Genomic DNA, 23,318 nt, shown 5'->3' with positions numbered 1-23,318 from the left:
ATGCAGCATGAGTCACCAGCCAACCCTTCTCATCCGGATACCGGGCCTCTCAAGCGCCGGCGCAGACTCCGTGCGCCTCGCCTGGCCCTGTACGCCGTAATCCTGCTGTTGCCATTATTACTGGCAATTTTTCTGCTGGGGTCCGAGAGCGGCCGCGAGGCCTTGACCCGCGGTGGACTTTCCATTGCCCGGCATTATTTGCCGGATCTGGACATCACCGCGGAAGGGCTGCGCAGTCCCGAACTCGGGCGCTGGTATTTCGAGTTGTTGCGGGTGCGCTACAAGGAGCAGCCCCTGGCAGAAGCGCGCAAGCTCACTATCCATGTGGATTTGCAGCGTCTGTGGCGCAACCAGATCCATATTCCTGAGCTGAGTGCCGATTCGCTGCTGTTTGATAACACCGTGCTGGGGGAATACCTCCAGGCGCATGTAACCGAAGAAGAAGTGGAAGATGCCGCGGAAGAAGTCGACGATGCCACCATGCCGGCCATTTGGATCGAGCGTTTATCCGTTGGCCAACTTACGGTAATCGACCAGGGATTGAAAAATTTTCCTCAGGTTTCGGTAAATGGCTATGGCAGCTATCGCTGGCCGGACCGGGAATCGGAATTGTCGCTGAAGGTCGCTGAAGTGCAGGGCAAGCAGCTGCGCATACAGCTGGATGGCAGCATGCTGGATCAGGACAATTACCGGCTGACCCTCTCTGCCGATGAGCAGCCCGGTGGCTTCCTCGGCAAGATGCTGCAGTTGCCGGAAGGCGAGCGCCTGGATGCGGACGGCCAGCTGTTGGTCAAACTGTCTGGCGAGAACCAGTTACACCTTGCGGTTGAGCGATTCACCCTGCCACTGGTGCACCACAGCTTCGGTCTCACCGGCCGTGCGGATGTGGTGCTATCTCCCTGGTCCGTGGCAACGGACGACCTGGTGCTGACGGTGGACGATAGCCGCAATACCGTCAGCGGCAACATCAATGGCGAGGAAATGGCATTGCAGCTGCAGCTGAATAAACTGCCGCTCGCCATTTCCCAGCCCTGGCAGGACTACCTGCAGGGTGGTTGGCTGTCGGCGGATCTGGATATCCAGGGGCCACTGAAACAGCCCAGTGCCAACGGTAGCCTGGAACTGCGGTCCAGCTACCAGCAGCAACCACTTCACCTTACCGGGGAAGTGGAAACGCTCGCCGATGATATTCATATCCGCACCGCGCGACTGAAACTGGCCGACACACAGCTGGATGTCAGCGGCAGTGTGGATATCGGTGGTGAGTCTATTGACCTCAAAGGGCTTGTAGAACAGCTGTCGCTGGCGGAAATCCGAAAAATTCTCGTCGCCCTGGAAGAAACCCGAGAAGTGGAGATACCCGCAGAGCTGGATGGCACCATTGAGCGGTTGCAGGTTACCGCGGCTGGCCCTTGGGCTAATCCGAAGCTGACCGTACAGCTGGCCAGTGATGTGCAATATCAGGAGCTGGAAACCCGGCTCGAAGGGCAGGCTGCGGGTGACCTGAAGAAGTTTGCCATCAGCCATCTACTGCTAGAGGGGGAGAACCTGAGAGTTGGTGGTAGCGGCGAAATCAATATCGAGGGCAAAGCCCTGCAGTTTCAATTGGATGTCGCCGCGCGGGGATTCGAGCCGGAGCAGTTCGGGGTACCAGTGGATCCCGGCACTACGGTAGATCTGGATGCTGTGGTTTCGGTCAAGGGACCCTGGGATAACCCGAAAATGTCCGCGCGCCTGTCTTCGGATGGTCACTACCGCGAGTACCGCTATCGCCTGCGTGGTGGTGCCGCTGGTAACGCCGAGCAATTGACCTTCGATCGCCTGCGGCTGGATCTGTACACCGGTACCGCAACCGCAGCCGAGGCGGCGCCAGAGGGGGACCGCTCACTGGTTCCCGATGAAGTCGTTGATCCCGGCCAGGATTACCCGCTGGCGCAGTCCCGCGAACGCGTGACCGGAACCGGAGCCCTGGCGCTCGACGCTGAGCAGGCCCGCGAGCGCGGCAACGCCTGGTTGGAACTGAATGGTGTGGTTGAACCAAAGGCACAGCGCGCCAATGGCAGTGTCGCCGCGCGCAATATTCCCATCCGCATGGCAAAACTGGCCGGGGTGTCGCTGCCGCCGTCGCTGATGGGGGAAATCAGTATCGACGGCCAATTCTCCGGCCCGTTCAAATCGCCGCAAGCCAGTGCCAATATCCTGGGGAGCGGCGAATTCCGCGGCGAACCCTGGCACGTGCAGGGCGACGTGAGTTACGGCAGTGCGCAAGTGATGCTGTCGGAGGTCAAACTGCTGTGGGCCAACCGCAACCAGCTGACCGCCGACGGCAGCCTGAGTGAACAGGCGCTGGACCTGGAGGTGCGGGCGCAAGCGGTACTGGCGGACTTTGAGGAATGGATCAACGCCGATATCAGCGACAGTGGCGAGCTCAGTTTGTGGGCCACCGCCAAGGGAACGCCCCGGGAACCTGACCTGGCCGGGGAACTGAAAGTTCTGGGCCGGGCCCCGGCGCTGCGCGACGATGCACTGGTGCAATCTCCACTGACGTTGTTGCTCGAGTGGCAAACCCGCGCTGGAAGTTTGGAGGCCAATCTGGATGCCAGCCACGGTAGCCGCAGTGCGGCGGATGCCCGGGCGACCCTGGCAATTGCACCCATTCTGGAGCAGCTGTTCCGGGAAAAACCAGAAGGGGAGGAATTGCCGCCGCTGCCCGTGGATCTCGACGCGAACGGCACCGCGGACCTGGCGGCGCTGGGTGCCTTTTTTGATCCGGAAATACACACCATGCGCGGGCGTCTGGATTTCAACTTGTCTGCAGATGGAACCAGTATCGCCCCCAATGCCCGCGGCAAGATTCAGTTACAAGAGGGCTACTACGAGCACCGTCCCAGCAACACCCGTTTGCGCAAAGTGGTGTTTGTGGGGGAACTGACGCCAGATGCCTGGCGTATCGTGGAAGCGAGTGCCAGAGACGGAGATCGCGGAAGGGTGGACCTTGAAGGCGCGGTTACTTTCAATGCGCCGCAGCCGCCCAGCCTGAACTTCTCTCTTAACGCGAAGAAGGCGCACCTGTTGAATATGCCCGGCGCCAAGGGGGCATTCAGCGGTGAAATTCGTCTTACCGGTACCACCGACGACGCCCTGCTTGCCGGCTCGCTCAACTTGCGCCCGCTGGCGGTGCAGGTTGAGCATTTTATTGGCAGCAGCGTGCCGGAAATCGACGTGATAGAGGTGGAGATGGACAGCGGTGAGCGAGATATGGGACCGCCATTGATGGAACATATTCGCCTGGCGCTGGAAGTCGTACTGGATCAGCAATCTTACGTGCGCGGGCTGGGGCTCGATTCAGAGCTCAAGGGCAAGGTGGAGATTGCCGGCACCGCAGCCGATCCCCAGGCCTCCGGAACCTTGACCATCGTGCGTGGCAAATTCGACCTGTTGGGTAAAAAGTTCGACCTGCAGGACGGGCAGGTGCAGTTCGAGAACAACGTAGCGGCCATCTACGTGAAGGGGGTGCACACCTATGCCGAGGGGGAGATTACCGCGGAGATTTCCGGCACGACCGACGACCCCAAAATTGAGTTCAGTTCCAACCCCGCCGCCGCCCAGGATGAAATTTTCGCCCAGCTGCTGTTCGGCAAATCCCTGACGGATATTTCCCCGTTACAGGCGGTGCGCCTGGTCAGCGTGGTGCGCACCCTGCAAACTGGCAATACCGGGTTTGATCCGCTGGCCAGCACCCGCGACCTAGTCGGGCTGGATACGCTTGACTTTGAGTCTGAGGCCACCGATGAAGGAGACCAATATTCTCTCAGCCTGGGGAAATACATCACCAGCCGTATCTACCTGGAGCTGCAGCGTAGTACAGACCCTCTGAACCCCTGGCAGGCGGAGATGCAGATAGAGTTACGTAAAAATTTGCGCCTCGATATCAAATCGTCTGAGAACAACGAAAGCGGCGGCGGAAGTGTCGAATTGCAGTGGAAGAAGGATTATTGACCGACTATAAAAACTGAACACTATTAAAAATGATGGGAGCAATCGAAATGGAATATTCAATTGTGATTCTGGCCGCTGGTTACTCTCATCGATTTGGCAGCGATAAACGCCTGGCCAGTATCCAGGGCGAACCCATGTTGCTGCGCACACTCCAGACCGCCCTGGAAGCCGCGTCCAGTCTTGAAGATACCCAGGTCCAAGTAGTATTGCGTGCCCGTGACCCGGTCATCGGCAACGGTCTCAGCAAATTTCCCGTACAAGTCCTGCACGCACCGGTCTGGCCTGTTGGAATTGGCGCCAGCCTGGCATCGTCCGTGGAACAGATGCAGCGACAGGGTGCCAATCCCAAAGCGGTGCTGGTCTGCCTGGGTGATATGCCCTTTGTCGAACCTGAAACACTGGTGACCCTACTGCAGTCCGCGGAAGAAGATCGCATCTGTGTGCCGGTCTGTGCCGGAACCCGCGGTTACCCGATCGCCATAGGGCGGCGTTTCCTGTCAGCGCTCTCGCGCCTGCGCAGAACCGGGGTGGAAAAGGTGCTGCGCATCTACAGCGATGCAGTCATCGATGTTGAAGTGGCGGATCCTGCGATCAATTGCGATATCAACCGCCCGGACGACTTCCACGCAGCAGTGCGGCAGGATCTGTTCGGTAAAATTTTTGCATCTCCCGATACAGTACCGGGTGAGCCGCTTCCATCGCCGTTGGAATAACAAAATAGGCCTCCGTCGCCACCGCAAAAAACTCTGCCGGGGACTGGGCACCATAGGTATCCAAAACCGAGGGCTTCTCAACGGAAAGCGCGTCTGTAGCTGGTGAACTCGCTGTTTCACCGTGCAGGGCGTGAATCCTCTGCCGCAACTCCGCAAATGCCTCCCGCATCACCGGAGCCCAATTCTTCCCATCCGCACTGTTTTCAAATGGCGGTCGCCCGTCCACATAGCCGTCCTCTTCATCCAGCTTGTGCGCAAATTCGTGAATCGCCACATTGTGCCCCTGCTCGGGATGGGCGAGCCCCTGTCGAATGTCATCCCAGGAAAGTACTACCGGACCGCGGTAATGGGCCTCGCCGGCACGGGCGCTCAGGTGCGTGGATTGCACATGCCCCTGGTGGCGGGTTTCCTGCGCGACATAGGCATCGGGGTAGACCAGCACCGTTTGTAGTTCGGGATAGCAATTGTTGTCCCGTTGTAACAGCAGCTGGCAGGCGTGAGCGGCAATCACCACCCGGATCTCTTCGGTAATGACCTGCCCATTGCAGCCGACAAACTCCTTGTCCCGCAGAAACAGGCTGATGTTCTGTGCCAGCTCCTGTTGCTGCTCCTTGGGCAGATAGGAATAGAGGGCCAGCCGGGATTTAAGGATGGAGTACTGTTCCGCGGTCAGCTGGCGGCTGCGCAAATACTGCCGTCGCCAGCGTTGCCACAAAATAGGGACTACCCAAACCAGAACCGCGAGCAGGATCACGGCGAGAAAAGTCTTCAATACGATATTCCTTGTTTGCTACCAGGGTTTGCTTATATGCCGCGATATCACGATTACACGATTTTGCCTGACACTGCCGGACTTTTAGTTTTGCATGGTAGAGACTCGAGGTCGCCCAGTGTAGTGCCAATGTTGACGTCGAGTCAGATTCTGCGACCATATTCGCCGCGCCCGTCAGGCGGGACTCAATAAAAATGACTGTGGCTGAACTATTTTCGGCCGTTTTTGGAATGGTTTTTGGGATAGTTTTTGGGATTGTTTTTGGGAATAGGGACGGGGTATGGATACATCGGCGGCGACGCGGCAACTGGACGCAGACGAAACACACGGGACGAGCACCGGGCTCAGCAACTCGGTGGCGTCGGGCGCGGTTTGTGACAACGATTTTATGCTTGTACCACATGGGTTCGATGGCGCGCGTCACGCGCAGGTGTGGCTGGGAGCATTTGTTGAATCGTTACCCGAGAGGCTTTGGCTGCGCTGTGAGCCGTTACTCGATAATGGCGGCGACCTGCTCGCGCACGAGTCCGTCTGCCGTGATATCCCGGTTACATTGGGGCAGCAGGTATCGGGGCTCCACTATGGGGTGATATCCATTCCAACCCTGCCGGCTTGTCGTTACCGGCTCTCACTTTGGCAAACGGGGACCGATCCGCACGGTAATGCCCGCCCAATCAAATTGGCCGAGGCGGATCTTCGCGGGCAGCCAGACGGCCTGGGCGATGGCTTCAATGTCTGGTATGGCACCTGTTTTTATCGCCACGGGGATCACGGCGCGCTGGCAGAAGCACTGGATGCGTTGCCGCAAGCACATCGCCCGGATGTTTCTTTTCTCGGCGGGGATCAGGTCTACCTGGATACCGCGTTTTCCAATACCGGTTTCACCCTGGTACCCGGTTTCAGTACCCGCAACTTCTCGCTGATGGCGCTGCGCTCTCGCAAGCGAATTCGCCGCACTTTGAATGGCATTTTCAGCAAGGAATATCGCGCGACCTGGCGCGGCGGGCTGCGTCGCTTGCTGGCGAGCGGTAATCACTATTTCCTCGCGGGTGATCACGAGTTCTGGAACGATTACCCCAATCCTCCGGGCTTTTTACCAGTGCTCTGGTCGCGCAAAGTTCGCGATATTTGGAAGGATACTGCGCGTAGCCTGTTCGATGCCTATCAGTTGCCCCAGGGGCAGCCCTCCAGTCAGTTTGATATTGGTTCGGATCTCAGCTTCTTTGTACTGGACACTCGACTGCAGCGGGAACCTGGTCGGGATGGCCGCTTTACCGACAACAAAACGTTTACCCGTATGCAGCAGTGGCTGGAGGGGCTTCGGACGCCCGGAGTTCTGGTTCTGCCGGCCCCCATTCTCACCCGCTGGCAATTCCAGACTCCCGGTCGCGGCAAAGCCTTGAAAGTGGCACTGGGGTTCGGCGATCACTCCCTCGCTGACACTGGCCAATACCAGGACCTAGTGCGCGCACTGAATGCCTGCAGTCAGGATGTGTTGGTGCTGGCGGGGGATGTGCATTTCAGCCGATTGGCGCAGTTTGAACTGAACGGCAAACAGGTGGTGGAGGTCGTATCGTCGCCCCTGTCCTGCCTGCCCAGCGCTGCGGCGGTGCCCGATCAGGAGCCGGGACATTTTCCGCATCGACCCACCGACGACATTCGTGCACAAGTACGCTACCGGCATTCCGGTAGCACGCGCAACGAAAGACAGGGCGAAATCAGCAATAACAATTTCGTAACCGTGCGATTTACTTCGGTCGATGATGGTGTCAGTGCAGAAGTGCTGTGCTGGGATTTCAAAGCCCGGGATGCACAGGGTGCACCGAAAATTGATTGGGAAGAACGGCACATTTTATTGCGGCAGCGTTCAGTAGAGTCAACCTCCCTAGCTTGAACATTATTTTCACTAATTGGAGAGTCTTGTGCATTCCGCCTCACCCCCGGTCGCTCTGATTCCCGGCTTTATGCTGGATGCGACACTCTGGAATGAGTTCAAAAATTACCTGCCGGAAGACTGGTCCATCGTTGATGCCCCCCTCGGCGACGGGCCGACCATTCGCGATATGGCTCGCCAAATTGCCGAAAACCTTCCGCAGCGGTTTGTCTTGATCGGCTTTTCTCTCGGTGGCTATATCGCAAGACAGCTGGCTGCGGATTACCCGGAGCGTGTGGAAGCGCTGATCATTGTCGCCAGCTCGCTTCGCGAAGACACCGCGCAGCAGAAGAAAGCGAAAATGCAGGCGGTACAGGCGTTGACCCCGGAGAGGTTTCGGGGCCTGAGCAATAGCACCATTGCCCATTCGCTGCACCCGGACAATGCTGCGGATAAGGCGCTGGTTGCTTATATCAAGGAAATGAGTCGCCGGCTGGGATACCAAGCGCTGGCGACGCAATCGGCTCTGGATCGCTCCCAGGTCCCGGCGGCGACCATCGACTGCCCGACGCTGGTGATCGCGAGTCCGAACGACGCCTTGCGCTCACTGGAAGAAGCAGAAGAACTGGCGGCGGCGATTCCCAATGCCGTGCTGCGGCTGATTGAAGACTGCGGCCACATGATCCCGTTAGAACAGCCGCAGGCACTCGCGGAATCCATCGTGTGCTGGCTGGAGCAGCTCCGATAGCGAATTAGCTTTTGACCGCGGTTGCTTTTCCACTAAACAGTCCGGTGACAATGGAAATCAGCGCACTGATCCCCAGTAACCAGCAGTAGTGGATACTGCCCGCTAAAGCCAGCGGGGAAACTTTTGCCAGCGACGATGCCAGAAGTATCTGTGCGCCGTAAGGCAGCAGTCCCTGGACTGTGCAGGAGTAAATATCCAGTAGGCTGGCGCTGCGCCGCGGGTCCACGCCGTAACGTTCCGCCATATCTTTGGCCAGTTGCCCGGTAAGCAGGATCGCAACGGTATTGTTGGCCGTGCAAACGTTGGTCAGCGCTACCGCGGTGCTGATCCCCAGCTCGCCGGTTTTGCACCCGGGCTGGCCGCGGCTGCCGATCTGGCTGATGCGGTCGATCTGCTGCCCCAGCCAGGCCAGTCCGCCACCGGCGCGCATCAGGGCGCCGAGGCCGCCGATCATCAGCGACAGAATCAGAATCTCCTGCATGCCGGTGTAGCCTGCATAAATATCCTTGGACAAGTCCGCGATGGCGTAATCCGGCTGCAGGCCCAGCCCGATCGCGCCGGCGAGAAGAATGCCGATAAACAGCACCAGCAAAACATTCACGCCGCTCACCGCCAATACCAGCACCATGATATAGGGCAGCACCCGAATCAGCTCGTAGTCGCCGGGTGCGCTGACCTGTGCGGTAGTGCCGGAGAAATACAGCCAGATCAACGCAATGACAGCGGCGGGCAGGGCAATGAGCAGGTTCATGCGGAACTTGTCCCGCATTTTTACTCCCTGAGTGCGGGTGGCAGCGATGGTGGTGTCGGAAATGATCGACAGGTTGTCGCCGAACATGGCCCCACCCACCACGGTGCCGATGGTGAGTAGCATCGGTAATTCCGTCGCATCGCTGAGGCCCACCGCGATGGGGGCGATAGCGGCGATCGTACCCATGGAGGTACCCATTGCGGTTGCCACAAAGGCGGTGATCAAAAACAGTCCGGGTAATACCAGTGTCGGAGGTATCACACTAAGGCCGAGATTGACTGTTGCATCCACGCCGCCAACGGCCTTGGCGACACTGGCGAAGGCGCCTGCGAGCAGGTAGATCATCACCATGGTGATGATGGTTGGATCCCCAGCCCCGTGTATGAAGGTCTCAATACGCCGGCTGAGTGGGCCATGGGCAAGTAGAATAGCCAGGGCGATAGCGGGCAGAATCGCGACCGGAGCCGATACCTGGTAAAAGGCCATGTCCTTGCCCTGGGATTGATACCACAGGCCAGCGCCTACAAAGAGCGCGAGAAACAAAAGCAGGGGGAGAAGGGCGCGCGCTGAGGGCGCAGGGGATTGTTGTGCCATGGATACTACTGGACCGTACAATTCGCTTTCAGTTGCCGACAGCAAACGCCGGCAAATTTTGAAGGGCGCGGATTCTAAAGAGTATAGGTAACACTGGCTAATAATTTGTTGTGCGCATCGGGGATGTCGTCGTTATATCTGCAATACGGCTGGAAAATGGCCGAATAGTTGCAGGTATTATGAAAATTCGTCACGGCCGCCTATCATCGGGCGCAGTCATGAGTGTGGAGAATAAAAATAAATGTTGAACCGGCGTTCCTTTATTGTTGTGGGACCATTGTTGTCATTGCTGTTTTACGGGCTGCTTAGTCATCTGGGGATGGCCTACCTGCCGGCGGTGACTGCCGCAATTACGTTGTTGACCGTAATCTGGTGGATTACCGAAGCGCTGCCCATTCCCGCAACCTCCATAGTCCCCTTTGTATTGCTACCGCTTTTCGGAGTGGGGGACCACAAGCTGGTGGCGTCCTCCCTGGGCAGTCATGTGATTCTGCTGTTGATGGGGGCGTTCATGCTCTCCAAGGCACTGGAAAAAAGTGGCGCGCACGAGCGGCTTGCGCTCTACATGCTTAAGCTGGTGGGAGTTTCCAGCGGGCGCCGACTGGTTCTTGGGTTCATGCTTGCGGCAGGGCTGCTCAGTATGTGGATCTCCAACACCGCGACGACACTGATGATGCTGCCCATCGCTCTGGCGATTCTGTCCCGGGCGGATAACCATCGCCTGACCATTGCGTTGATTCTGGGGATAGCCTATGCCGCCAGTCTCGGCGGCGTGGGCAGCCCATTGGGTACGCCGCCCAACGTGATTTTCATGGGTATTTATGAAGAGGTCACCGGGCGCGAGTTCAGCTTCCTGAGCTGGATGAAGATCGGTCTGCCTGTAGTTTTGCTTACCCTGCCATTAATGGCGTTGTGGCTGACGCGCAGTATCCAGCTGCAGAAGCCACTGGAATCACCGGCAGTGGGGGACTGGCGGCCAGAAGAGGTCAGGACCCTGGCAGTCTTTGGGCTGGCGATTGTGTTCTGGGTAACCCGCAATGAGCCCTTTGGTGGCTGGAGCCAGTGGCTGAACGTGCCGGGCGCCGGTGACAGTACGGTTGCGCTGGCGGCGGTGGTACTGATGTTTATGGTGCCCAATGGCAAGGGCGGGCGACTGCTGGACTGGCCCACGGCAGAAAGCATTCCCTGGGGCATGTTATTGCTATTTGCCGGTGGTATCGCCATCGCCAAGGGATGTGTGGAATCCGGTCTCAGCGACATGATGGGGCAGGCACTGACGTTCCTGACCGCGATGCCCCTGTGGGTGATGTTGGTACTGCTGTGCCTGTCCGTTACGTTTCTCACCGAAATTACCAGCAATACCGCGACGGCTACTCTGCTGATGCCGATTCTGGCCGTTGTCGCGACCAGTGCCGGCTTCGACCCCATGGTGCTGATGATCCCGGCGGCCATGTGTGCAAGTTGCGCCTTTATGCTGCCCGTAGCGACCGCGCCCAATGCGATTGCCTACGGTACCGGTAAGGTGCGAATTCAGGAGATGGTACGAGAGGGGGCGGTACTCAGCGTGCTGGCTTCTCTCGTTATTGCCGCCGTCTGCTGGGTGATGCTGGTGTAGTCAGGTAGTTGGCAGCTTAATGATCTTTTAAGCTGCCATTTTGTGGTCAAATATATCGAAAATTGCGTCAGTATCCACCGAATGCTTCTCTCTGTTGTGGCAGGGCGCTATTCCTTGATCTGCTCCACTGAATTGGGTTTCCTATGGGGTTTCCATTCAAGCCGGAGGCAACCCAATAATGAAGAAAATATCCCTGCTCGCAGTGGCCAGCGTACTGGCGGCCTGCTCGGGAGAATCCCCGGAGACGACCAAATCCATGAGTGAAGCCGAGACGGTGAAACCCGCGGTATCGCAACAAGCCGCGGCGCTGACCTATCCGCAGACCCGCAAAGATTCCGTGGTAGATACCTACTTCGGTACCGAGATTACCGACCCTTACCGCTGGCTCGAAGATGATCGCAGCGCGGAAACGGAAGCCTGGGTGAAAGCCCAGAACAAGGTGACCTTCAATTATCTGGACCAGATCGGTTACCGCGATACCCTGAAGCAGCGCCTGGAAGCCCTGTGGAACTACGAAAAAGTCGGTTCTCCTTTCAAAGAGGGTGACTACACCTACTTCTATCGCAACGATGGCCTGCAGAACCAGTACGTCGTCTGGCGCAAGAAAGGGGACGGCGAAGCCGAGATTTTCCTGGATCCGAATAACTTCAGCGAAGATGGCACTACCTCACTGGCGAGCCTGAAGTTTTCTAAAGACGGTTCCATTGCGGCTTACTCCATTTCTGAAGGTGGCAGCGACTGGCGCAAGATCTTCATTATCAATGCCGAGACCAAAGAAGTACTGGAGGAACCGCTGGTCGACGTTAAGTTTTCCGGTATTTCCTGGAAAGGAAACGAGGGCTTCTACTATTCCAGCTACGACAAGCCGGAAGGCAGCGAGCTCTCTGCCAAGACCGATCAGCACAAGCTCTATTACCACAAGCTGGGCCAGGCACAGTCTGAAGACCAGCTGATTTTTGGTGGCACTGCGGAAGAGAAACGTCGCTACGTTTCCGGTTATGTGACCGAAGACGATCGCTTCCTGGTAATTTCCGGCGCGACCTCCACTTCCGGTAACGACCTCTTTATTCAGGATCTCACCAAAGCGGATGCACCGTTGGTGCCAGTACTGACCGATTTCGATTCCGATACCAGCGTGATTGATACCCAGGGCAACAAACTGTTCCTTGCGACCAACCGCGATGCGCCGAACAAGAAAGTGGTTACCGTGGATGCGGCCAAGCCGACCCCGGAAAACTGGCAGGACTTTATTCCGGAAACGGAAAACGTGCTCACCGTATCCACCGGCGGTGGCTATATCTTTGCGGAGTATATGGTCGATGCCCTGTCCAAGGTGTATCAGTACGATTACCAGGGCAAACGCGTGCGCGAAATTGCGTTGCCAGGTCCGGGCAGTGCTTCTTCACTCGGCGGCAAGTACGACGATGAAACCCTGTACTATTCCTTCACCAACTACAAAACGCCTTCCACTATTTTCGCATTCGATGTGAAAAAGGGTGAATCCAGTGTGTATCGCGAGTCCGGTGCGGAGTTTGATCCTGCGGGCTACGAGTCCAAGCAGGTGTTCTACACCTCCAAGGATGGCACCAAGGTGCCAATGATGATCACCTACAAAAAAGGCCTGAAGCTGAACGGTAAAAACCCGACCATTCTCTATGGCTACGGTGGCTTCAATATCAGCCTGACGCCTTCTTTCAGTATCGCCAATGCGGTATGGCTGGAGCTTGGTGGCGTTTACGCGGTGCCCAATCTGCGCGGTGGCGGCGAGTACGGTAAAAGCTGGCACGATGCCGGTACCAAACTGCAGAAGCAGAATGTGTTTGACGACTTTATCGCCGCCGGCGAGTACCTGACGGAACAGGGCTACACCTCCAGTGATTACCTGGCCATCCGCGGCGGTTCCAACGGCGGTCTGCTGGTGGGCGCGGTGATGACCCAGCGCCCGGATCTGGTGAAGGTGGCGCTGCCGGCGGTTGGCGTGATGGACATGCTCCGTTACCACACCTTCACTGCGGGCGCGGGTTGGGCCTACGACTACGGTACCGCCGAGCAGAGCGAGGAGATGTTCGAGTATCTGAAAGGCTATTCGCCGGTACATAACGTCAAAGTGGGCGTGAACTATCCGGCAACCCTGGTCACTACCGCCGATCATGACGATCGCGTGGTACCGGCGCACTCCTTCAAGTTTGCGGCCGAGCTGCAGTCCAAACAGCAGGGTGCCGCGCCCACCCTGATCCGTATTGAAACCAATGCGGGCCACGGCGCAGGTACGCCGGTGTCCAAGACCATCGAGCAGTACGCGGATATTTTCGGTTTCACCCTGTACAACATGGGAATTACCGAATTGCCGCAGAGCTAATCGGATTCAGATCTGGTACAGATCTGGCACTTTGGATTCGTTCAAACAAAACCCGGCAATCGCCGGGTTTTGTCATTTTATCGGCATCATTGGAATGGAGAATTCTCCGGGATGCAGGGCTACCTGCTTGTCGCCATTCGAACTATTATGCGGAACCTAATTTTACCCATGCTCAGGATTGCCACTGCCTCTGGTGCAGCACAGAAGCCTATGCCGTTACAGATTGAACTCGATTCGCGCCCGGCGATACTGCCGCTTTATTTTCGCGCCCTTACGGCCCGCAAATCCGGCTGCCCGGGACCCGCACAGGAGTCGGTGCTTGCCAGCGTCAGTCTGTGCGATCAGGCCATCGACCCCCAGCACTTGAATGCCTACCGTGAAGTCTGTGGCTTCGCCCCCGGCCACCAGGTGCCGGCGACTTACCCTTTTGTACTGGCGATGCCTTTGCAGTTGAAATTACTGGTATCCGAGGCTTTCCCCTTCCCGGTGCTGGGGGTGGTGCATACACGCAATCGCATAGTGCAGCACCGCCCAATACTGGAGAGCGAACGTCTGGATATCCGTTGTGAACTGGGTGCCCCGGTTCCCGTCAAGCGAGGCTACGAGTTTGAGCTGGTGACCAGGGTGCATGTTGGAGAGGCACTTGTTTGGGAATGTATCAGCACCTTGCTGAGTCGGGTTAAGCATCCGGACGGAAAAAAAGCGCGTCCGCCTGGAGAAGAGAAGGGTGCCAATCGCTCATTGAATTTCAATGAGGACACCGCGGAAAAGTGGCTGATACCCGCAGATACTGGTCGTCGCTATGGACGTATATCCGGCGACCGCAATCCCATTCACTTGAGCGCACCTACCGCAAAAATATTCGGTTTTCCCCGCGCCATTGCGCACGGCATGTGGACCAAGGCGCGATGCCTGGCCGGGCTGGAGCAGGGCACCTATGCCGGAAAACTGCCGGATCAGTTCACTCTGGATGTGAAGTTCATCAAGCCGGTATTTCTGCCCGCAGAGGTGCATTTCCAGTGGGCAGCGGGTGACGATGTCACCGGGTTTGCCGTCAGCAGCAGTGCGGGTAAGCGGGTGCATCTGTCCGGCCAGATAGCGTGCGGCTAAACTTTTGTTCTGTGCCGGGGGGAACTGTCTGAAAAATGAGCTTTGGTGTGGAAAATTTCCGGTCACCTGGAATTTTTTTGTGATCCAGGTTTGGCGCTCAGGAATAAGTTCCCAACTTGAGCCGTTGCTTTATTCAGTAATTGCCAGTCATCAAGAGGCTACACATAATCGCCCGTTAACAAAAAAATAAGTTAGTCCGGGGGATTTATGAGGCTGGTTAAATTTAGTGCAATTTTGCTGTCGAGCGTGATTGTTACTGCCTGCGGTGGCGGAGGTGGGGGGGATGGCGCTGGGTCCTCCAGCAGTAGTTCTTCCAGTAGCAGCTCGTCCAGCAGCTCTTCTTCCAGTTCGTCATCCAGTAGTTCGTCGAGCAGTTCCTCATCCAGCAGTTCTTCTGGTGGTAGCTCTTCCAGCAGCTCATCCGGCAGCAGTTCTTCCAGTAGTTCATCCGGCGGCAGTGAAAACCCGGTCGTGCAATTTACCCTGACCACCGAAGTGGGTGAGGGCGGCAGCATCGAGCCGACAGAACTGCTCGTTGACAGTGGGGCTACAGGCGTCTTTACCCTGACAGCCGACGAAGGCTATGTGATTGATTCCGTTTCCGGCTGTGACGGTGCGCTGGAGGAGGATCAGTATGAAACCGGCGCGATTGCTGGTGACTGTATCGTCAGTGCTAGCTTCAAGATCGCGGATGCGGGGGCGGATGCAGAAGCACCTGTGGCAAGTATCCTCTTCCCCTGGAAAGTCTCCCGCACCGAGGAAGGCAGTGTTCTGGTCAAGGGCGTAGCCTCGGATAAGAACGGCATTACATCAATCAAGGTGAATGGGGTTGAAGCAAATATTTTACCCCTATCTTCCGAGGTTTCTCCGCTGGAAGTTCATCGCTCGGCGCCTGCCGCATTCACTTCCTATAGCGGCATGGAAAGTGAAGTAACAGAAAGTGAAGTAATGGAAGAGGACAGCACAGCAGAGGCCGAGTCGGAAGTAACCTGGGAGGTTACCCTGCCTCTGGAAGATGCCGACAGTACGCTGCTGGTGGTGAGCACTGAAGACGATCAGGGCAACGTTGAGGAATCCGCCAGTGTTGCCGAGGTAATCTCGAGAAAAGTGCCTACCCGGTTTGTGGTGGACGCGACGAATCGCCGTTTGCTCGGCCAGGCATCACTCGACCAGCTGATTGCCTTTGGGTTGGACGATGCGAGTTACAGCCCGCTCAGTGTCTCGGGTCTGGGTTACTGTGATGGTCTTGCCTATCGCGCCAGCAGCAACAGTGTGCTCTGCGGCCAGCTCAGTGACAACTGGGTAAGGTTGACCAGTGTGGACATGGCTTCCGGCGGAAAAACCCAGCTCAAATTCCAGAACCTGAATTTGGACACCGACAAATGGCTGTATGCCCATCTCTATGGCGCACAGCTGACCGCGGATGAAGCCTCTCTGTATTTGCTGTTCAAATATTTCTCGGTCGATGGTTATGACTTCAGTAAAACCGTGGTACAGCGCTACGACTTTGTCGGTGACAGTATCACCACCGTGATCGATGGCGAAACCGCCGATGGCCAGGTAATTAAGTCTGATAGCTTCGCGTTGGCGGCCGATGGGCTGTTACTGTTTAGCGACTATTGGGGTAATGAAAATGCCGATGGTGTGCGCAAGGTTTCCCTTGATGGCGCCACCGCAACGGATCTTTTGCCGGTTTCCGACCTTTTATTGGCCGGGATTGCGGTGAATGCGGCGAATACAACTGCTTATTTGGCGGGCTACGAAGGCATTGTTAAAGGTGACCTTGCATCGGGTGAGATAACTACACTGTCGCTGGAATCAGAGGAGGCGTTGTACAACATTGCCCAGGTTCGTTCGGTAGGGCTGGATGAAGCCAATAGCCGTATCCTGGTGGCAGATTCCAGCTTCGAATATGTGATGGCGATTGATACTGAATCCGGAGCACGCTCCGAATTTGCCGGCAATGGCGTGGGTAGTGGCAAACGGATGGTAGCTCCCCGCGGTGTCGCGCTGGATGAGACGGCAAATAAAGCGTATCTGCTGGATGATGGCGGTAATGCTGCGGAGTATCTGATCGAAGTCGATTTGGAGAGTGGCGACCGCACTGTGGTGACCGGTTTTGACTTTGAATGTAATCACACGGCCCAGGACCTGCTGCTGGATTCCGCCAACAATCGTCTTTATGCGGTGTTCCCAAATGCTATTTTCAGTATCAATCCTACCGATGGCAGCTGGTCGAAACTCGTAGATGGAACACCTTCCGGTTATGACTGTGGCTCAGGTATTTTTAGCTTTGTCGGCGCGACACTGGATACTGTCAATAAACAGCTGCTGGTAACCGATACCGAATTGAACGGGGTCTGGTCGGTCGATCTGGCAACCGGGGCGTTAGATGCACTGGTACAGTCTGAAGAACTTTTTGATGTGCCCGTGGATGTTGAGCTGGATGCCGAAAAGGGCTTGTTGTATATCCTGACGCAGGCGGCAGATGGCCTGTATAGCTACGATATGGCAACGGGTGAAACCACGGGTCTTTTACAAAACTGCACTACTGCGCCCATCAACAATGCACTCAACCCTGAGTTCGAAGCTGTCAGGAGCCTGAAACTGGATCCCGAACGGGGTTCTATGTGGGTGGCTGGTGGTGTGATGGCAAAGGTCGATATGAATGCCGATGCCTGCGCTGCAGAAGTGAAGCACAATGCACCGGTATTTAATATGGTACTGACCAGCAAGCAGCAACTGCTAGGTACGACGTTCAATCAGCTGATGCAGCTGGACTTCGAAAGTGGTAAGCATGTGATCATTTCTAAATAATGATTCTGCCAAAAAAAGAGGCCGCAATTGCGGCCTCTTTTTTTTGTGTGTAACGGACTGGTAGTGGTCGCGTTATTTTGCCGGCGTCACTGGTTGGCGCTGTTGCCCAAAGAGCCGCGAACCGAGCCAGGATTTAACCTGGCCAGTCGCTGTCGCAATATCCAGTCCAATGGAGTAGAGCGCCGGTACCAGTAGCAGGGTGACAAAGAAGGCCACAAACACCCCGAACGCCAGTGCCACAACAATGGGTTGCAAGAAGGCCGCCTGGATACTGCGCTCCAGCATCATCGGTACCAGGCCGACAATGGTGGTGACGGTGGTCAGCAGGATCGGGCGGAAGCGGGAGACACCGGCTTCCACGATGGCTTTGATGGGCTCCATGCCCTGATCCCGCAGCCGGTTACAGCGGTCCATCAACACCAGGTTGTCATTCACCACCACCCCCGCGGCCGCGGCAATGCCGAAGTAACTGAAGATGGCCATGGTCATGCCCATCACACCGTGGCCGAAAATGGCTCCGACGAAGGCGAAGGGAATGGCGACCAGAATCAGGATCGGCTGGGAGTAGCTGCGGAAGGCCACGGCCAGCAGGCTGTACATGCCGAAGAAGGCCATGATGTAGAGCCCCAGTACTTCCTGGATAAAGCGCTTCTCTCCCTCGGCCTGACCCACGGCGCCGCGAATAATGCCGGGGTAACGTTTTTCCCATTCGGGGAAAAAGTTTTCGTTCAGGTCCTTCATGATGTCGCCGCGCACATCGTCTTTCAGGTCTGCCATTACCCGCGCTGCGCGATTGCCGTTCCAGCGCTGGATACGCTTGATACCCGGCGCGTATTCCAGGTCTGCGACCGCCAGCAGGGGGACCTCACGGCCGTCACTGGTGCGCACACGGAAGTCTTTCAGGCTCTCGATGGAGCGACGGGACTCCAGCGGGTAGCGCACCATGACTTTGACATCCTGTCCGGCACGGGGCAGCCGCTGCACTTCTTCACCGAAATAGGCCTGACGCACCTGGCGGTTTACGTCGGCCAGGGTCAGCCCCAGCTTGGTGGCGCCGGGCTTGAGGTCGATACGGATTTCTTCCGAGGCGCCTTCGAGGTTGTTGCGCACGTCATACAGGCTTTCATAACTGCGCAGCTGGGTTTCCAGATCGGCGGTGGCAGCGCGCAGAATATCCAGGTCCGGGTGGCGAATGGAGAGCTCGAATCCCGGGCCGTTATTGTTGAGGGAGTACTGTACGGACACCTCTTTTGCGTCCGGCACATCACCGAGCAGCTCCCGTAGACGCAGTGCCGCGTCCTTGGCTGACATGTCGCGGGTTTCCGGTGGCGCCAGTTGCACAATGGCCATAACGCTGTCGCGACGGGAGCGGGTATACCAGTTTTCGATCAGCACGCCTTCGCCATTGGTGCGCTGGTTTACTTCTTCTTCCAGCTGCTTTTCCGCATCCTGTAACTGCGCCAGTACTTCCAGTGCGCGGCTGTAAGGGGCGCCCTCCGGCATAATGACGTTGACGATGACCTGATCGGATTCAATATCCGGCATAAAGCCTTTCTTTACCCAGCCACTGCCAAACAGGCCGAAACCGATCATGATGACAGCAATAAAAATACTCAGGGTCAGGTAGCGCCGATCCACGGCCCACTGGCCGATACGGCGATAGTGGTTCTGGGCGAAGTAAATGATGCTGTCGGCGATGCGCTGTTGCACGCGTCCGAAGCGACCGGGTTCGGTGATCGGTTTCAGCTTGCTGAGGTGGGCCGGCAGAATGAACAGGGACTCAATCAGCGAGAAGAGCAGGGCGAGAATTACCACCCAGGTGATGTGACGGGTGAACTCACTGGTGGAACCGCTGATAAAAATCCAGGGTAAAAAAGCCAGGATAGTGGTCACTACCGCAAAGATCACTGGCTTGGCCACCAGCTGGGTGCCGAGGACCGCTGCGTTCAGGCCGCCACCGGGATGCTGGTTTTCCGGGTTGTGGGATTCCGAGTGAATGGATTCCCCAACCACAATGGCGTCGTCCACCACGATGCCCAGTACCAGCAGGAAGGCAAAGGTGGAGAGCATATTCAGGGATACCCCCACGCTCGGCAACAGTACAAAGGCACCGGCGTAGGCAGTGGCGATACCGGTTGCCACCCAAAAGGCTACTTTCGGGCGCAGGCTGAAGACCAGCACAAGTAGCACCAGCAGCAAACCCTGGAACGCAGAGCTGCTGATGGTTTCCATGCGGCCTTTGAAATCCTCAGCGTTGTCGGTCCACAGGGTGAGCTTGGCACCGGCGGGCAGGGTTTTGCTGCGCTCGTCGATCCATTTGCGGATGGCGTCTGAAGCGGTGACGATATCCATGGTTTCCGTGCTCATGACCTGCAGCAACACGGCCGGTTCGCCGTTCAGGGTGGCCAGGATTTCGTTGTCTTCAAAACCGTCGATGACCTCGGCCACATCGCCCACACGAATGGTGCCGCCGTCGGCGGTCTGGCGCACGATGATATTGGCAAATTCCTGCTCGCTGTCGGCCTGGTTGCGCACCTTCAGCTGATAGGCGCCCACTTCGGTGCGCACGGTACCGGCTGACTGGTTGATCGAGCTGTTGCGGATGGCATCTGCCAGTTCCTGAAAGGTCATGCCGTAGCGGCGCAGGGCCTGTTCGCTGACCTCGATGGAAACCTCTTCCATGCGGGTGCCGAACAGCTCCACCACGGAAATTGCCGGCAGGGTGGTGGCCTCGCGGCGCAACTGCTCTGCCAGTCGTTTGAGTTCCCGCTCGCTCAGGTCACCGTGCACGGCCACGCGGATAAATTCCTGGCGGTTGACCCACTGGTGTACCTGCGGCGGTTCTATGTCGCGGGGGAAAGACGAGATGCCGTCCACGCGGATCTTCACGTCGTTCATAAAACGGGCAAAATCCACGGTGGTTTCCGCGAGGATGTAAACTTCGCCCTGACCTTCGGAAGAGGTTGAGCGCACCCAATCGATGTTGTCGAGGTCACTGACCGCCTCCTCGATGCGGGAGACGACTTGTTCTTCCACTTCCTGTGGGGCGGCGCCGGGCCAGTTCACCCGGATCTCCAGACCGGGGAAGCGCACCTGGGGATCCATTTCCCGTTCCATACTGGAAAAACCGATCAGACCGGCGACAAAAATACCGATCATCGCGAGATTGGCGGCGACGCTGTTGCGCGCCCACCAGGCAATCAGACTATTCATGTGCGCGCTCCGTTAGTTCTGCGAAAGGTTACGAGCCAGGTGGGTAATAGGCTGTACCGCCATGCCGTCGACCGCATTGGCCACGGTGGAGGTCACTACCCGCTCGCCATCGCGGATGCCGGAGGCAATCACCACGCGGTTCTCGGAGGTCGACAGTACATTCACAGTGCGGATGCTGAGGCGGTCGTTTTCATCGACTACATACACCTTGTCGGCGTTGCGCAGGGCTTCCCGTGGCATGACCACCGCCTGGCGCTCCTGCACACCTTCCGCTTCGGCAGATACGAATAATCCGACCGCCAGTGGCGTAGCGCTGTCGCCAACGCGGCTGGCGCCTTTGCCGTAGGGGTCATTGACCTCTGCCACGGCGTAGATCAGGCGGGTTTGCTGGTCGATGTTTGCCTGGGTGCGCACAATGCGCCCCTGCCACTGGTGTTCCTGGCTGCCGACCAAAGCAGACAGGGTGACCTCTGGGCCGCGGTGATTCGCGGTGGCGACAAAGCCCATGGGCAGACCCAATTCCTGCAGCTGTGAATCGGTCAGGGGAAGGCGTACTTCCACCCGATCGGTGGCAAATACACGGCCGAGCGCGGTGCTGGGCGTTACATACTGGCCAACACCGACATTGCGCGCCATCACACGACCGCGGAAGGGCAAATTGATCTTGGTGCGGGAGAGGTTCAGTTTGGCATCCGCCAGTTCGGCCTGGGCCGAACGCAATTTGCTTTCCGCCTCTGCGACCTGGGGCTGGTTGACCTGCAGGGGGGTGGGTTCTTTATTCGGGTTCAGGTTGAGCCACTGCTGTCGCTTCACCGTCGCTGCCGCTTTGGCCTGCAGTAGCAGCACCTCCGCCTGTGCGACGCCGGCTTCTGCCTGCGCGACCGCCAGCTGGTAGTCCGCATCGTCCAATTGAATCAGCGTTTCCCCGGACTCAAAACCGGCGCCCTCGGCAAAGCGGTCGGCAATGGCGACAATGCGGCCGGAGATTTGTGGTGTCAGGTCGATTTCCGTATGGGCGCGTACTTCACCCTGGGTGGACACCGACAGGTGTACGGCTTCTTCTCTGGCCTCGGAGTAGACCAGTGAAACCAGGCGCTGTTCCTCTTCCTTCTTTTCCGGCTCTGGCTTCGCCGCCGACATGAGTTGTACCGCCCCAAATGCGACCGCCAGCACCGCGACCGGTGCTGCCGCTTTCCAGTATTTGTTATTCATGTTTCCCATTTGCCTGTAATTTTTCCGTGTTCGCCTGGCCAAGTTAGCGCCAGGGGCGGCCTCCGTAGTGGAACACTCCGATAACATCACGAAAGGCCAAGGTTTGCCTATCCACCGGAAGCCGGGATGAGCTGGATTGTCGGTGAATGCCTGTAAAGTTCTTTTTTATGACTGCTTGGAGTGGCCGTTTGGATGCGGGCGCAAAAAAAATAGTTGGGGAGGGCGAAGGTGGCGGGTTAGATGTCGAGCGAGCTGCCGAAGAGGCGAAGTATTTGGAATATTCAGGTGGGTGGTTGTTAAACGCTTGTCCTTTAATGGGTTGCTCGGGGGAATGGCCAGCGCGAATCCCTGCGCTGGGTAACCGGGGTCTTTCTGCGAGTTCTTTCCGCGGGTTCTTTCTGCGGGCTAAATGCGGACTAAAAGGGGCGAGTGATGCAGGTCACGCCTGCAACAGTTCGGAAAGTGTTGTGACCTCATAGCCGGCATCGCGCAGTCGCGAGCTGATAATTGGCAATGCCCTGAGTACCGGATCGTGCGTAGTGGTTAGAGGGCGCAGCAGTAGTACTGCACCGGGAGAGGCATTTTCTAATACGAAATCGGCAATTTCCGCAGGGTCTTCCTCATGCTGCTGGTGTGACAACAAGTCCCAGTGAGGTATCGCATTGGTGGTGGATTTTCCCGGGATATCGGGCAGCGCCATATTGAAATCCATTGGTTGTCGGCGTTTCAGGTTGGCGAGTAGTTGTTGGGCTCGGCTAACGTGCTGGAACGTTTGCAGAGAGGCGCGCTTGCTAAGCGGCGGACGCTCGGGCTGGATCAGCGTTGCTTTAAGGTCGAGTTCTTCCAGGGCATTTTGTAGTAACTCGGAGGCACCCGGAGACAGGGTGTCATCCAGAGCCAGGACAATACGACGGTCGTCACTACAAAGAACTTCCATCGGCAGGCTGAGTAGGGCGATGGCCATGGTGCGACGCAACAGGATACGAAGGGATTTTATGGTCGACATACCGGTAAGGGGGCTTTCCTGGTGGTTCTTAAAATGGGGTTCTTTAGGTGGCTTTCTAACAGGATTTCTAACAGGGTTTCGAAATGGATTTTGAGAAGGTTTCTGGTGGGGCACTTAATGGCGTCTGGGAGTTTGTGGAGCCCCTGAAACGAAAAAAGCCGTCTGGACCAGACGGCTTTTTAAATCTGTAGCGGTGTTTCAGCGCTCAAGCAATTCCAGTTTGCCCGTTTTGCCATCCCACTCTGCTGCGTCCGGTAGCGGATCTTTTTTTTCGGTGATGTTTGGCCACACTTCGGCAAGCTCGGCATTCAGCTCGATATATTCTTGCTGATCATCCGGCACTTCGTCTTCCGAGAAGATGGCGTTAGCCGGACACTCAGGCTCGCACAGGGCGCAGTCGATGCACTCGTCGGGGTGGATCACCAGGAAATTGGGGCCTTCGTAGAAGCAGTCTACCGGGCACACTTCCACACAGTCGGTGTACTTGCACTTGATGCAGTTTTCCCCAATTACGAATGTCATTTTTGTCCCTCGAT

Annotated in this window: 15 protein-coding genes; 8 read left to right on the top strand and 7 right to left on the bottom strand. The window is 57.2% G+C overall.

The window, feature by feature from the left end:
- Positions 1-3,999 carry a translocation/assembly module TamB domain-containing protein gene (locus GRX76_RS14645; protein WP_160153993.1) on the top strand — a complete coding sequence of 1,333 codons (3,999 nt, stop codon included), beginning with the start codon at positions 1-3 and terminating at the stop codon, positions 3,997-3,999.
- Positions 4,000-4,046: 47 nt separating this feature from the next.
- A complete protein-coding gene (locus GRX76_RS14640; RefSeq protein ID WP_160153992.1) occupies positions 4,047-4,712 on the top strand; it encodes an NTP transferase domain-containing protein in 666 nt (221 codons plus the stop codon).
- Here the strand turns inward: GRX76_RS14640 and GRX76_RS14635 are convergent.
- Positions 4,603-5,484 carry a zinc-dependent peptidase gene (locus GRX76_RS14635; RefSeq protein ID WP_160153991.1) on the bottom strand — a complete coding sequence of 294 codons (882 nt, stop codon included), beginning with the start codon at positions 5,482-5,484 and terminating at the stop codon, positions 4,603-4,605. The two genes, GRX76_RS14640 and GRX76_RS14635, sit on opposite strands and share 110 nt — an antisense overlap.
- Positions 5,485-5,764: 280 nt before the next feature.
- Here GRX76_RS14635 and GRX76_RS14630 point away from each other — a divergent pair, with 280 nt between their 5' ends.
- Positions 5,765-7,378 carry a hypothetical protein gene (locus GRX76_RS14630; protein WP_160153990.1) on the top strand — a complete coding sequence of 538 codons (1,614 nt, stop codon included), beginning with the start codon at positions 5,765-5,767 and terminating at the stop codon, positions 7,376-7,378.
- A gap of 28 nt (positions 7,379-7,406) precedes the next feature.
- The gene (locus tag GRX76_RS14625) at positions 7,407-8,105 is read left to right on the top strand and encodes an alpha/beta fold hydrolase (RefSeq protein WP_201276827.1); all 699 of its coding nucleotides are present in this window, start codon (positions 7,407-7,409) and stop codon (positions 8,103-8,105) included.
- 4 nt (positions 8,106-8,109) lie between these two features.
- On the opposite strand, the gene GRX76_RS14620 is transcribed toward GRX76_RS14625, so the two are convergent.
- Entirely contained in the window at positions 8,110-9,450 is a 1,341-nt protein-coding gene (locus tag GRX76_RS14620; RefSeq protein ID WP_160153989.1) for a Na+/H+ antiporter NhaC family protein, read from the bottom strand.
- A 241-nt stretch (positions 9,451-9,691) separates the two neighbouring features.
- On the opposite strand from GRX76_RS14620, the gene GRX76_RS14615 reads away from it, so the two are divergent.
- From GRX76_RS14615 to GRX76_RS14605, 3 genes are all read left to right on the top strand, one after another.
- A complete protein-coding gene (locus tag GRX76_RS14615) occupies positions 9,692-11,065 on the top strand; it encodes an SLC13 family permease (protein ID WP_160153988.1) in 1,374 nt (457 codons plus the stop codon).
- Between the two features lie 178 nt (positions 11,066-11,243).
- A complete protein-coding gene (locus GRX76_RS14610) occupies positions 11,244-13,424 on the top strand; it encodes a prolyl oligopeptidase family protein (protein ID WP_160153987.1) in 2,181 nt (726 codons plus the stop codon).
- A 168-nt stretch (positions 13,425-13,592) separates the two neighbouring features.
- Positions 13,593-14,534, top strand: coding sequence for a MaoC/PaaZ C-terminal domain-containing protein (locus tag GRX76_RS14605; protein ID WP_160153986.1), 942 nt, complete (start codon positions 13,593-13,595; stop codon positions 14,532-14,534).
- A gap of 191 nt (positions 14,535-14,725) precedes the next feature.
- Here GRX76_RS14605 and GRX76_RS19205 read toward each other — a convergent pair whose 3' ends face one another.
- Entirely contained in the window at positions 14,726-15,025 is a 300-nt protein-coding gene (locus GRX76_RS19205; RefSeq protein ID WP_201276826.1) for a hypothetical protein, read from the bottom strand.
- Here GRX76_RS19205 and GRX76_RS19200 point away from each other — a divergent pair.
- The gene (locus GRX76_RS19200; RefSeq protein WP_201276825.1) at positions 15,006-17,351 is read left to right on the top strand and encodes a hypothetical protein; all 2,346 of its coding nucleotides are present in this window, start codon (positions 15,006-15,008) and stop codon (positions 17,349-17,351) included. The two genes, GRX76_RS19205 and GRX76_RS19200, sit on opposite strands and share 20 nt — an antisense overlap.
- A gap of 72 nt (positions 17,352-17,423) precedes the next feature.
- Here GRX76_RS19200 and GRX76_RS14595 read toward each other — a convergent pair whose 3' ends face one another.
- The 4 genes from GRX76_RS14595 to fdxA form a co-directional block, all read right to left on the bottom strand.
- Positions 17,424-20,564 (bottom strand): efflux RND transporter permease subunit, encoded by a 3,141-nt coding sequence (locus GRX76_RS14595; RefSeq protein WP_160153985.1) that lies wholly within the window; start codon positions 20,562-20,564, stop codon positions 17,424-17,426.
- 12 nt (positions 20,565-20,576) lie between these two features.
- The gene (locus GRX76_RS14590) at positions 20,577-21,776 is read right to left on the bottom strand and encodes an efflux RND transporter periplasmic adaptor subunit (RefSeq protein WP_160153984.1); all 1,200 of its coding nucleotides are present in this window, start codon (positions 21,774-21,776) and stop codon (positions 20,577-20,579) included.
- A 439-nt stretch (positions 21,777-22,215) separates the two neighbouring features.
- The gene (locus GRX76_RS14585) at positions 22,216-22,782 is read right to left on the bottom strand and encodes a hypothetical protein (protein WP_160153983.1); all 567 of its coding nucleotides are present in this window, start codon (positions 22,780-22,782) and stop codon (positions 22,216-22,218) included.
- A 198-nt stretch (positions 22,783-22,980) separates the two neighbouring features.
- On the bottom strand, positions 22,981-23,304 hold the full coding sequence (gene fdxA / locus GRX76_RS14580) for a ferredoxin FdxA (protein WP_160153982.1): 324 nt from the start codon (positions 23,302-23,304) through the stop codon (positions 22,981-22,983).
- Between the last annotated feature and the right edge of the window lie 14 nt (positions 23,305-23,318).

It is taken from the genome of Microbulbifer sp. ALW1 (assembly GCF_009903625.1).
GTDB lineage: Bacteria > Pseudomonadota > Gammaproteobacteria > Pseudomonadales > Cellvibrionaceae > Microbulbifer.
The sequence above is the reverse complement of the archived record's forward strand: the minus strand, read 5'-3'. Positions and strand labels throughout refer to the sequence as shown.

Excerpts from the sequence above, each read along its gene's own strand:
- GRX76_RS14645 (WP_160153993.1), top strand. The coding sequence starts at position 1 with ATGCAGCATGAGTCACCAGCCAACCCTTCTCATCCGGATACCGGGCCT.
- GRX76_RS14640 (WP_160153992.1), top strand. The coding sequence starts at position 4,047 with ATGGAATATTCAATTGTGATTCTGGCCGCTGGTTACTCTCATCGATTT.
- GRX76_RS14630 (WP_160153990.1), top strand. The coding sequence starts at position 5,765 with ATGGATACATCGGCGGCGACGCGGCAACTGGACGCAGACGAAACACAC.
- GRX76_RS14620 (WP_160153989.1), bottom strand. The coding sequence starts at position 9,450 with ATGGCACAACAATCCCCTGCGCCCTCAGCGCGCGCCCTTCTCCCCCTG.
- GRX76_RS14615 (WP_160153988.1), top strand. The coding sequence starts at position 9,692 with ATGTTGAACCGGCGTTCCTTTATTGTTGTGGGACCATTGTTGTCATTG.
- GRX76_RS14610 (WP_160153987.1), top strand. The coding sequence starts at position 11,244 with ATGAAGAAAATATCCCTGCTCGCAGTGGCCAGCGTACTGGCGGCCTGC.
- GRX76_RS14605 (WP_160153986.1), top strand. The coding sequence starts at position 13,593 with ATGCTCAGGATTGCCACTGCCTCTGGTGCAGCACAGAAGCCTATGCCG.
- GRX76_RS14595 (WP_160153985.1), bottom strand. The coding sequence starts at position 20,564 with ATGAATAGTCTGATTGCCTGGTGGGCGCGCAACAGCGTCGCCGCCAAT.
- GRX76_RS14590 (WP_160153984.1), bottom strand. The coding sequence starts at position 21,776 with ATGAATAACAAATACTGGAAAGCGGCAGCACCGGTCGCGGTGCTGGCG.
- GRX76_RS14585 (WP_160153983.1), bottom strand. The coding sequence starts at position 22,782 with ATGTCGACCATAAAATCCCTTCGTATCCTGTTGCGTCGCACCATGGCC.
- fdxA (WP_160153982.1), bottom strand. The coding sequence starts at position 23,304 with ATGACATTCGTAATTGGGGAAAACTGCATCAAGTGCAAGTACACCGAC.